Origin of the sequence: uncultured Campylobacter sp. (genome assembly GCF_938041645.1) — a bacterium.
In the GTDB taxonomy this organism is placed as follows: Bacteria; Campylobacterota; Campylobacteria; order Campylobacterales; family Campylobacteraceae; genus Campylobacter_B.
On sequence record NZ_CALIST010000040.1, the window covers coordinates 29,845 to 41,488 of the forward strand.

The following is an 11,644-nucleotide window of genomic DNA, read 5'->3' on the forward strand; positions in this document are numbered from 1 at the left end:
TGAAATTGCTGTTATAATAACGAAAATTCAATTTTAAAAGGATTAAATGATGAAAAAGTTTTTGCTTCTAGCATCTGTTGCACTTTGCGGTCTTTTGCACGCGGACGTCGTGGCAAATCAAGAGGTTATAGCGGCGACTAACGTCGTTAGATCTTTCGTAGCGGCTAATAACTTCGGCACCGATGAGCGCTATCTAACCAGCGCCAAAGCCGTCGCAATCCTAACCGACGTAAAACGTTTAGCTGCGGGCGCATCGCTACAATACGGCGATGGAATTTTTAGCGTCAAAGGCGAGAACGGCGAGTGGAGTTCACCGATTTTTATCAAATATAAAGGCTACGGCGTGGGCTTACAGGCAGGCTACGAGACGAGCGACATCGTTATGATCTTTCATACTACGAAGTCATATCAAGACATTTTTACCGGCACAGACACCCTTGAGATCAATGTAGGTGCTGCAGCAGGCGGCGTAGGTAGAAGAACTGGTCGCGCAACCGATCTACCTGATATTTCTGCATGGATGGTAAGCCCGGGCGAGCAAACAGGCGTCTACCTAGGCGTATCGATCGACAACGGCAGAATCACTATCGACGATCAACTAACTAACGACTTCTATGAGAGAATTTACGACTACGAGGACATTTTAAACGATTCTCCGCGCGCGAATAAATACGCAAAAAGATGGAAAGAAGTGATGAGGAAGTATTTCACAAACGGCGAGAAATACGGCGCTAGCAGCAGTGCGGCGATACCTGTAAATCACGTGCAGAAAAAATATCCTGACGGTAAGCCGATCATCTCAAACCGCTCTCCTAGAACTCACGCTAAGGCTACGCGAAGCAAAAAGGCTAAAAAAGCAAAATAAATTATCGAGCCAAGCCCCGCTTATGGGGCTTCTTGCTTTGGCTTTGCGTTGAGTTTGTGCAAGAGCGCCTAGATGTGAAATCGAAGCGCATAGGTTATTTTAAAAAGATTTATTGATTCTTTACTAAAGTATTTCATTTAATTTTTATGAGTTATTAGATATATAAAGACCGGATAAAATTTTATGAAATTTAACGAAATTTTTATAAAATTTAATCAGTTTTTTATATTTTTATCACTACAATTATAGTTCTTGTCTCGTTAGCTCAGTTGGTAGAGCATCTGACTCTTAATCAGGCGGCCGTAGGTTCGAATCCTACACGGGACACCAATACTTTTTTACATACAATTATAGAATTTTAATCGGCGATTTTTAATTAATACACCTAAATTTATAATCACGATGCTTTTGTAAATGCAAATTGGGGCTACTCGATAGTAATAAATGACTTTTTTGATAATGTATCCAAGCGATAGGATTCGATGCATAGATAAAATTTAATAGTCACAGCCAAAAGCACAAAACAAATCTATCTTTGATACCGCAATAGCCAAATGTCATCCTTACTCTTTAGTAAAATAGCATTTGCTGATTTAGCGCCAATATATAATTTTGCTAAGGTTCGTGCAACATAATATTCCATATAAAGCGCTGCAGTAGGGAGTTTTATCAAAGCAGCCTTTACATTCAACCGTAACACCCCAATATAGAAATAAATTATTTAAAATTTATCTATTTTCGGAATTGCAGGTTTTAAATTTATCATAAACCAATACTACAAAGGTAGAAAGCATAAGTCCTATTATTGCAGATATTGCTAAAATGATTAGTTTTTTAGGCTTTGCTGGGCGATCAGATAAAACTATATTAGAAATTATATGAGAAGTTTTAAAATTAAAATCAGAAAGCCTACTTTCTATAATGCTCTTTTTCTTCATTAAATCAGGAATTTGTACTAGAGTTATAGCACTCATTTCGTCACTTATTTTAGGTATATTGTCATTTAAAATTTTGTCTTTTATATTCATTAACTCCATAAGTTTTAATTCGCCAGCATCGCTAGGCTTTTCTTTCTTGTTCAACATGTCTATTTGATCATCTATTTTGGCTATCTGAACACCTTTTAAATATTCTATGCGTTCTTTTAAATTACGAATTTTATCATTTTTTAAATAACTTATCTGCGAATCAATACTTACCGATTGTTCGCGTACAGCCTTTTTATATTCATCTAAAACTATAGCATCTTCTTTGCTTAAATCTGCTACCATCTCATCTATCTGTTTTTTTAGTAATTCGTTTGATTTGGCAAACGCCGTTATAATAAATATATTGGCGCTATCTTTATCAGCGACGATACTATCAACCGTTACGTTCTTGTCCTTAATATCCTTTAGTCCATCAATATATTTTACTCTAAGCTCATGCATCCGAACGGATCTTTCGGTTATATACTGTGGCATACCAGTTTCATTATTATAATAGGCGGTTTCTACCACCGCCGTTGCTTTATACCACGGAGTAGCAAATAGAATGTACAAAAGCCCAACAGCAATAAATCCGCAAGTTACTATACAAATTTGCTTTTTATATTTCCATATCTTTTTTGCCAAATCTAGCAAATCAATCTCATCATCTTCACAATAATTCTGTTGCATATTTCTTCTCCAAATTTAAAATTTAAATTGCGCCCTCGCGAACAAGGACCACCTTAAAGGTTTTTATGATTATCACGATGTCGTTCCATATTGACCAGTTTTTCATATACCACGCATCCATGCCCGCCCTGGTCGCAAAATCCACGTCGCTGCGCCCGCTCACCTGCCAAAGCCCCGTAATTCCGGGCTTGACGGCCAGGATTAGATCTGCATATTCGCCCATATCCTTGCGTTCGTATTGTGCGCACGGGCGAGGGCCTACGATACTCATTTCGCCCTTTAGGACGTTGATCAGCTGAGGGAGCTCATCTAGCGAGCTTTTGCGCAAAAAATCGCCCAGCTTCGTGATGCGCGGATCATGCTCGTATTTGTGATATTTTTCAAAATACTCCACCTCTTGCGGATTTTGCTTGAGATACTGAGCTAAAATTTCATCGCCGTTTTCTTTCATCGAGCGAAATTTCAGACATCCAAACGGCTTGCCGCCAAACCCCATCCTTTGATGCGAAAAAAATATGCGCCCCTTGGGCTCTTTTAGCTTCATCATCAGCGCGATTACGCCAAAGATCGGCACCAGCAAAGGAAGCGCTAAGAAAATTAGCGCCAAATCAAGCCCGCGTTTAAGAGCTAAATTTAAAGGGCTTTTCAGAGAATTTCGTATCGCAAAGAGGCTCGTGCGCGAGGCAAAAACGCTGTAAATATCTGCCTGCGTAAAGTCGTATGAGCGCAGCACGGGGGTGAATAAAATTTCTTTGTTCTTTCTGATATTATGCTCGATAAGCTCGTTCAAGGCTTTCGCCCCAAGCCTACTTCCGCCGATAAACAACACGTCGTAATCGCTGCCAAGAGCTCTAACGTATCCCAAATACGCGCTTTCTAAGACGGCGCTCTCAAACTCTTCGCCCTCGCCTAAAATTTTCGCCCTCTTCTGCCATAGGCCAAATTTAAAAAGCTCCCTTTTCGTTATGAGCTTAAAAATCGGCAAAACCACCGCCATAAAGGCAAAGCTCAGAATAAAGCTGGCGCGCGAAAATTCGTAATTGACTTTGATTAAAGCAAGCAACGCAAGGCTGAGCAAAAGCCCAAAAAAGCAGCTTCTCACTAAAATTCTACTCTCGTGCCAAAAATCATATCGCCTCGAATAGATCCCCTGATAGAAAAATAGAAATATCATTATGACGTAGGACGGTGCGAAGCCTTGATACCTGCCGATATCCAGCAGCACGCTATCGCCGTAGAGCAGATTTTTAAGCACCACGGCAAGCCCGAAGCAAAGCCAGATGCCGAAAATATCGACCGCCAAGATTATCAAAATGCAGAGTTGCTTTTTCATCCTAACTCCTATTAAAATCGTCTTGCAGGCGCACGATATCGTCCTCGCCGGTGTAGCTGCCCACTTGAGCTTCGATTAGTACAACGGGAATTTTGCCCTCGTTTGCGAGACGGTGAACCTCGCCCATCCTAATGAACGTAGATTCATTCTCGCGTAGTAAGAAATTTCGCTCGCCCACAGTCACGGTCGCAGTGCCACTAACAACGATCCAGTGCTCGTTGCGATGGTAGTGCTTCTGCAGCGATAGCCGCTTGCCGGGCTTAACGACGATGCGCTTGATCTTGTAGCCGCGCTCATCTTCGAGCACCGTGTAGCTGCCCCACGGGCGGTGCGTCGTTACATGCACGCGCGCTAGATCGCTATTCTTTAGCCGTTCCACCACCTGCTTTACCTTTTGGGTAGAGCCTTTTTTGCATACGAGCAGGGCGTCCTTGGTATCTACGATAGCGAGATCCTCGATGTCTATGGCGGCTATCGTGCGGCCCGAGCCGATGATGAGATTGTTTTTAGAATTTAGAGCGATATTTTGCCCGCTTGCGGTGTTGCCGTTCGCGTCTTTGGGCAGCTCGGCGTCTAAGCTATCAAAGCTTCCCAGATCGCTCCAGCCGATATCTGCGGGTACGACCTTAGCAAGGCTCGTGCGCTCCATAACTGCGTAATCGATACTATCTGCGGGGATTTCTTGCATATCGCCTAGTTTAATTCTAATCGGATTTTCCGCGTTAGAATTTCCGTGCGCGCGAACGCAGGCTTCGTAAATTTCAGGGCCCTGCGCTTTTAGTTCGCCTAAAAATACGCCCGCTTTAAACATAAACATGCCGCTGTTCCAGTAAAAATTCCCCGCCGCTATGTAGCTTTGCGCAGCCGCAAGCTCAGGCTTTTCGTGAAATTTTAACACGTCCTCGCCGCTTGCTTCGATATAGCCGTAGCCCGTATTTGCATCCGCTGGCTTGATACCAAACGTCACCAAAAATCCCTGTTTTGCAAGCTCGTACGCGCGCAAGACGCTGTTTTTATACGCCGCTTCGTCTTTAATTAGATGATCGCTCGGCGTTACGAAAACGATCTCCTCGGCCTTTAAGCTCAAACACGCAAGCGCGATCGCAGGAGCCGTGTTTCTGCCAACGGGCTCGAGTAGAAATTTCACGCCGCGCGCGCCTAGGGCCTCAAGCTGATCGAGCGCCAAAAAATACTGCTGCTCGTTTGAGACGACGAGCGTGCGCTCGCATAGCGGGGAGTTTCGCTCGTAACTCATCATAAAAAGCGAGCGATCGTCAAAGAGGCGCACGAACTGCTTTGGCATAAGCGTGCGACTGATGGGCCACAGCCTCGTGCCGCTGCCGCCGCTTAGGATTATATTAGTCATTTAGGCCGTCCTTAAATTCCTCATATTTTTTCTCGACGTAGCTTTTGATCTCGGCTTCAAAGCGCGCGCGCGAAAATTTTAAAGAATTTTCTCTGATTTTTACAGGCTCAAATTTATCATAATTTTGCTCAAATTTAGCTACGACGGCGAGCAGCTCCTTTGCGTTTTGCTCCATAAAATACAGCCCGCTCTCGCCATCGCGCACCGTCTCGCGAGCGCCGCCGCGCCCAAAGCAGATCACCGGCGTACCGCATGCCTGCGCCTCCACCGGCGTAATGCCGAAGTCCTCCTCTGCGGCAAAAACAAATGCCTTAGCCCGCCCCATAAGATCCGCCATCGTTTCATCATCTGCGAAGCCCAAAAGTTCGACATTTTTGCCCGCTTTTGATTTTATTTTTGCCATATCGGGACCATCGCCGATAACGAGCAGCTTTTTATCCGTCTGCGAAAACGCCTCGACGATGAGATCGATCTTTTTATACGGCACCATGCGCGAGGCAGTGAGGTAAAATTCCTCTTTGGCTTCGCGCAGCTTAAATTTATCCACGTCCACGGGCGGATAGATGACGTCGCTAGGCTTGCCGTAGGTTTTTTTTATACGGCGCGCGATGTAGCGGCTGTTTGCGACGTAGTGATCCACGCGGTTTGCGGTGCTCGCATCCCAAAGCCTAATTTTATGTAAAAAATACTTCGCCAGCATGCCCTTTAAACCGCGATCTAGCCCGCTTTCGCGCAAGTACTGATGATAGAGATCCCACGCGTAGCGGATCGGCGTGTGTACATAGGCAATGTGAAGCTGATTTGAGTGCGTCAGCACACCCTTTGCGACGGCGTGCGAGCTAGACAGCACGACGTCGTAGCCACTTAGATCAAACTGCTCAATCGCAAGCGGAAATAGCGGCAGGTAGTTGCGGTATTTGTCCTTTGCAAAGGGCAGCTTCTGGATAAAGCTCGTGTGAGCGTGCTTGCCTTTTAAAATTTTATCTCGGTCGGCACCCTTTAAAAAGTCGATGAGGCTGTAAATTTCAAAATCATCCCAGATATTAGTAAAACTCTCGACGCATTTCTCCGCGCCCGCATAGGTACTAAACCAGTCGTGGATAAGGGCTTTTTTCATTGCGGCTCCCTAGTTGATCTATTTTCAAATATCTGCTCGTAAATTTTTTCCACTTTACGAATCATAGCGCCGATATTAAATTTATCTTTAAAATTTAGCAATGCTTCGCCTCGCATTTTACCGTATATTTTCTCATCGTTTAATAAAATTTCTATATCCCGACACGCCTGCTGTGCGTCCTCAAACAAAAATCCGCTTTTGCCGTTTTCTACAACCTCGTTATTTCCCACAACGTTTGTCGCCACTATAGGGATACTGAGCGACTGCGCCTCTATGAGCGCATAAGGCAGCCCCTCCCACCTGGATGTAGACAGGTAGATGTCCGTAGCGGATAGATACGCGGGCACTTCGTCGGTAAAGCCCGTAAAGATTATATTTACGCCGTCTTTTTGCGCCATAGATTCAAATTTTACCCTATCGTCGCCGTTTCCGAGCCATAAAAAAACGATACTTGATTTGTCTTTAAATTTTTTGGCTATCTCGTACGCCAAACTCATATTTTTTGCGTAGTCAAATCTCGAAATGGTCGTAACTACCCTTTTTCCTGACAGATCAAATTTTATCTTGGCGTTATCGTCTTTCAAAAGAGCTTTTATGCCGTTATATACGATCTCACTCTTGCTTTTTTTAAATAATTTAAGCTTTAAACAAACGCTATTTTCGCTATTTGACACATTTATAAATTTATCGGTAAATAGCGTTAAAAATCGCTCCAAAAAAATATACGCGCTCTTTTTTAAAAAGCCGTATTCTCCGATATGAACGCCGTGTAAAGTATGGACTATTTTTAGCCCTGGATTTAAAATTTTAAGCATCCGCGAATAGATACCAGCACCCTTACCGTGGGAATGAATTATTTTTATATCGTTATCTTTTATGAATTTATTCAGTCCAAGGAGCTTTTTCGCACTAAATTTTCTATGCGGCAGGGTAAATATATCTTTAATCTTTTTTGACTTGCTCCACAGATCATAATAGGGCCTATCTTGCGGACAAGCAAGATATATCTCTATCTCGCTAGATAAATTATTTATAAGTAGATCGACGTGTTTTGGGCCGCCGCCGTGATCAGCTCTAAGCGTGATAAATAAAATTTTCATTTGTCATAATCCTTCAGTATATATGATATATATATATAAAAAATAAGCTCATGCAAAGCATTGACAAATAGGCAAGAAGTCAATAAAGATATAAAGGCAATAAATAAATTATGATTTGTCAATATAGCTTTTCTTAAAATATAAATTATAAAAGCATAAAACAAAATATAACCAATAACACCGAATTCAGAAAATACTTGTAGAAAAAGATTGTGTTGTTCTAATATCAAATTCATACGCTCTAAAGCATTTAAATGCAATAAGTACTCTGAATCAAGAATTAAATTTTTGCCATTAAAATATCCTATACCAAAACCATAATTATCAAAACCCATATTAGCATATGCAACATGTAACTGATACCTAAGAGACGAAAAATCATCTATTAAAATTTTATTATCTATATCCAAAATGCGGTCCAATCCAAGTATCAAAAACGGATATAGAAATATAAATAAAATATATAGATATCCAAAATAAACACTTACTCGTTTGTTTATCTTCGAGATTATAGACAAAAATATAAATAAGAATAAGGATATTATAAAGCTCCTATTAGCAGTAAAAATTATAAATAAAAAAGATCTGTTGCAAATGAGCTACAACAGACCCTTTTTTATTTAGTATATTTTAGAATGCTGGAACAACAGAACCATCACTATAAGCAATAATGCAGTAAAATTAAATTCTCCAATAACCCCCCTGTATCGTGGCAAATAAAAACCAAAAAAATCTCTATAGCCAGCATTATTGCCCATGTATACTTCTAAGATAAAAACAAGTATAATAAATATAAGCATTATTTTTAATATTAAAAATATATCATACTTTTTTAATACCTTGATTAAATACATAGAGAAAAATAAAATTAAAGTAAGTTGCAGTAGCCTAAAAATCGATGATATCCGGGCAGTATATGCACATACTACAACATTGCATATTATCATAATAAAAATTGGAATATAGCATGCATATATCTTTTTATACTTAAATATGTAAATAAATCCAAAAATGGGAGCCAAAGCATTAAAATATAATGGTAGACTAAATGGTTGTTTTAATATAAAAAAAGGTAAAAGTCTATAAAGTAACTTCATAAATCTTTAAGCAAGGTGCTTAGCTTGCCATTCCATGTAACATGTTCTAGATGAAACCTCTGCCTAGCTTCTCTACTTTCAATACAATTCAGAAAGCTATCGCTATTACATGCAAAATACACATAATCACTCATATCTTTAATCTGATCCCACTCCACGCTAACAACCCTTAATCCGCAAGCAAGATACTCATACATCTTTAAAGGATTTATACTATTTACTAAATCAGGATAATCCTTAACATTAAAAGGAATTATGCCCACCTGTGAATTATATAAAAATGCAGGAATTTTAGCGTATGGTATAGAGCCCAAAATATGGATATTTTTTAGCTTTTTAAGTAAAGATAGATCTTTTTGCTCCGGACCTATTATAATAAAATTATAATTTGACAAATTTTTAGCACAGTAATACACTAAGTCCACATCAAACCAATCATGTATTGCCCCTACGTAAATTACCCTAGGCTCAGGAATATCTTCAAGCTGTGGCGGCAAAGACCTATCTGCCGCTTTAAAGAAATCAAGATCAATGCCATTTGGTACATATTTCATTTTAGATTTATCTTTTATTTGATCGTATTTTTCCTTTAAATTTTTGGCCGTATAAATGACCGTATCCACCTTGTTTGCGATATTTATCTCGGCTTTAAACTGCGTATCAGAAACTGCATTAAAACCTTTTGAATAATCAGCTATCCTTAAAATCGATTTTTTATAAGTTATGGTATCCAGCAAAAAGCCGAACAACGGGCTATCAAACCACAATATATCAACCTCGCTAAAACCTCGCTCCTTTATAAAATTTAATAAATTAGGACGCGTAAAATTTTGCCAATTGTTTAAAACAAAATTTGACGATAAAAACGGCTTGTTTTGAGGAGTAAAAAGGGAGCGCGGAACATAATAAAAAATGCCCCCCGCACTTTCGCCGCCTTTTTTATAAATTCTTTCCCGCTCTTTTAGCTCGTTGCTATTTGCAAAAATTTTATGTATCGGCGAGATAGGATTTGAGATAAAAAACACCTCATACCCTAGCTTTTCAAACGCTCTGGCATAGTGATGACTACCGACCTGAAACGGCGAAGTATAGTAATTTGCAACGGCCATTAAAACTTTTTTAGACATTTTTCATTAACTTTCCATACCCATTTGAATATAACCCAAATTTACTATAATAAAATTCCCTATTTGCCATATCGATAATCTCCAATTTGTCCCCTTTTATCTCAAATTTTCTAATAATTTTTATGTCTTTATATTCTGCGGCGAGACTTATAAAATTTTCTCCAAAATCCGCCACTTCACATCTGCATTCCGCAAACATTCCAAATAATCCGATCGCTCCCTCGCCCCAACTATTTTGCTCTAGATCTTCCACGATCGGCACGTTGTGAGCCTTGACGCTTCGAAATTCATTTCTTCTGCCGGGGAGCGGCGTATAAAGATAGGTGCCGGGATCTCTTGCTATATCCAGCCCGTCTATCCACAGCTCGTAGCCCAGCTTATCGTTGTGCGTATGTCCGCCGTGATCATTTTGCCCAAGCGGCGTAGCGCAGATAGCGAGGTAAAATTTGCTGGATTTGAAGATAAAAATTCCGCTGTCTGGATAAAATAGATTTTTGATCTCTTGCGAATTTGGAATTTTAAATTCCATGCTTTTTCGGTACGGTAGTTCGCCGAATTTTATGCTCAAAGCGACCTGGCTTTTGTATGTTTTATCGCCTACTTGCAGCGTGCGTCCCGCAAGAGCTCTCGTAAAACTCCTCTCAAAGCGCATATCGTTTTTAAATATCTCATCGTCAAAAATCCCGCCCATGCAGCTAATTAGCGTGGAGTGGTTTAAGATATTTTCGTCCCAAAACGGCTCGTCGCCACCCCCAAAGCCGCTTAAATTTAGATATTTTCGCGCGGCCTGTTCATTACTCAAAAACTCGCCGTTTGGGCTAAATTTAAAAAGCCTGCCGCTGTCGTTATCGCCGAATTGCGGCACTTCTCCGTTTGGCTTTGTAATGTCGGCAGTAAACCTGCCGATTTTATACAGCCTGTCCACAAACCACTGCGGCAGCGCTATTTGTCCGTTTAAAATTTTAAATTCCTGCTCCTCCGGCGGTAAAAGTTTCGGCTTTTTGCGCCAAAGCTTTACATCGTAATTTTTTAGCGATGAAATTTTTTCACTTTTTAGACCCAGTATCATAGCCGTAGCATACGCCATCAGCTCGCCGCTTAGGCGGTGATAGCTCGTAGAACTCTCGAAATTTCCGCCATCTTCGTAAAATTCCTTTTTCATTTCGCTAATTATCTCTTGGAGGGCAAACGCTAGCCACGCGTCTATCTCGCCATCGCCGTTCAAATACGCGCACGCAAACAGCAGCCCCACGATGTCGCTTAGATAGTGATTTGACGTAAGATGCGGCGAATACTCCAGATTATTTACGATATGAAGAGCGTGCTCGTAGACGCTATTTGAAAAGGCCTGCTTAAAATTTTGATCTAAAATTCCACCCTCATCCATCTGGCAAAACATATCGTAAGCCGCCAGCATATTAGCTACCCTAATGCCAACATCCATCGTGCAGGTCCAATTTACGCCCATTCTAGGCGGATTATTGTGGATAAAATCTAAAATTTGGTTTTTAAATTCTTTTAAATTTTGCTCTTTTAGACTCGGATCCGTCATCGCAAAAATAGCAAGCTGCGGCAAGTGCTGGAACCTCGCAAGCTCCCACGGCACCTTTATATCGCTACCGGGCTTATGGGCTATGCGCTGATCTTTGTACCATTTTTTTTCATCCCACCGAAAGCCGCTTTTAAAATCCTTTTGCCAATCGATCGGCTCGTAGCCCTCTGGCACATTCGCGGGCGCCGCGACATTCATATCGTACCTGTAGCCCTCAAGCCCGAGCGCCGCGCTATCATAGCTATTTTTTACCCACCCGCTACCGAGCAGATCAAATTTATGCTCAATGTACATTTTAGATAGATATTTTGCGACATCCGGATCTATATTTGGCAGGTCGAGCTTTTTTATATTTATAGAATTTAATTTGATTATTGAACAATTGGAATGACTGTATATAGTTTGAGCAAATTTCAAAAGCATATTCTT

At 40.9% G+C, this 11,644-nt stretch carries 9 protein-coding genes and 1 tRNA gene; 2 read left to right on the top strand and 8 right to left on the bottom strand.

What is annotated here, in order from left to right:
- The first annotated feature begins 49 nt into the window (after positions 1–49).
- Both Q0600_RS06315 and Q0600_RS06320 read left to right on the top strand, forming a co-directional pair.
- A complete protein-coding gene (locus tag Q0600_RS06315) occupies positions 50–865 on the top strand; it encodes a lipid-binding SYLF domain-containing protein (RefSeq protein WP_005872227.1) in 816 nt (271 codons plus the stop codon).
- A 254-nt stretch (positions 866–1,119) separates the two neighbouring features.
- Positions 1,120–1,195, top strand: a tRNA-Lys gene (locus Q0600_RS06320).
- Positions 1,196–1,593: 398 nt separating this feature from the next.
- Here the strand turns inward: Q0600_RS06320 and Q0600_RS06325 are convergent.
- The 8 genes from Q0600_RS06325 to Q0600_RS06360 form a co-directional block, all read right to left on the bottom strand.
- Entirely contained in the window at positions 1,594–2,523 is a 930-nt protein-coding gene (locus Q0600_RS06325; protein WP_298758224.1) for a Wzz/FepE/Etk N-terminal domain-containing protein, read from the bottom strand.
- A gap of 22 nt (positions 2,524–2,545) precedes the next feature.
- Entirely contained in the window at positions 2,546–3,856 is a 1,311-nt protein-coding gene (locus tag Q0600_RS06330; RefSeq protein ID WP_298758227.1) for a sugar transferase, read from the bottom strand.
- Between the two features lies 1 nt (position 3,857).
- Entirely contained in the window at positions 3,858–5,222 is a 1,365-nt protein-coding gene (locus tag Q0600_RS06335) for a mannose-1-phosphate guanylyltransferase/mannose-6-phosphate isomerase (RefSeq protein ID WP_298758230.1), read from the bottom strand.
- Complete coding sequence (locus tag Q0600_RS06340; protein ID WP_298758234.1) at positions 5,215–6,339, bottom strand: glycosyltransferase family 4 protein; 1,125 nt, start codon at positions 6,337–6,339, stop codon at positions 5,215–5,217. The genes Q0600_RS06335 and Q0600_RS06340 overlap by 8 nt, the downstream gene beginning before the upstream one ends.
- Positions 6,336–7,439 carry a glycosyltransferase gene (locus Q0600_RS06345; protein ID WP_298758237.1) on the bottom strand — a complete coding sequence of 368 codons (1,104 nt, stop codon included), beginning with the start codon at positions 7,437–7,439 and terminating at the stop codon, positions 6,336–6,338. The genes Q0600_RS06340 and Q0600_RS06345 overlap by 4 nt, the downstream gene beginning before the upstream one ends.
- Positions 7,436–8,035, bottom strand: a complete 600-nt coding sequence (locus Q0600_RS06350; protein WP_366517544.1) for an O-antigen ligase family protein — start codon at positions 8,033–8,035, stop codon at positions 7,436–7,438. Before Q0600_RS06350 ends, Q0600_RS06345 begins: the two co-directional genes overlap by 4 nt.
- Before the next feature lie 497 nt (positions 8,036–8,532).
- Entirely contained in the window at positions 8,533–9,663 is a 1,131-nt protein-coding gene (locus Q0600_RS06355) for a glycosyltransferase (protein ID WP_298758240.1), read from the bottom strand.
- Positions 9,656–11,644, bottom strand: a 1,989-nt coding sequence (locus tag Q0600_RS06360) for a heparinase II/III family protein (RefSeq protein ID WP_298758243.1), incomplete at its 5' end; no start/stop codon positions are given. The genes Q0600_RS06360 and Q0600_RS06355, both read right to left, overlap by 8 nt.

What these genes read in the sequence shown, in the direction of transcription:
- Q0600_RS06325 (WP_298758224.1), bottom strand. Translation starts at nt 2,523, where the DNA reads ATGCAACAGAATTATTGTGAAGATGATGAGATTGATTTGCTAGATTTG.
- Q0600_RS06335 (WP_298758230.1), bottom strand. Translation starts at nt 5,222, where the DNA reads ATGACTAATATAATCCTAAGCGGCGGCAGCGGCACGAGGCTGTGGCCC.
- Q0600_RS06330 (WP_298758227.1), bottom strand. Translation starts at nt 3,856, where the DNA reads ATGAAAAAGCAACTCTGCATTTTGATAATCTTGGCGGTCGATATTTTC.
- Q0600_RS06355 (WP_298758240.1), bottom strand. Translation starts at nt 9,663, where the DNA reads ATGTCTAAAAAAGTTTTAATGGCCGTTGCAAATTACTATACTTCGCCG.
- Q0600_RS06340 (WP_298758234.1), bottom strand. Translation starts at nt 6,339, where the DNA reads ATGAAAAAAGCCCTTATCCACGACTGGTTTAGTACCTATGCGGGCGCG.
- Q0600_RS06315 (WP_005872227.1), top strand. Translation starts at nt 50, where the DNA reads ATGAAAAAGTTTTTGCTTCTAGCATCTGTTGCACTTTGCGGTCTTTTG.
- Q0600_RS06345 (WP_298758237.1), bottom strand. Translation starts at nt 7,439, where the DNA reads ATGAAAATTTTATTTATCACGCTTAGAGCTGATCACGGCGGCGGCCCA.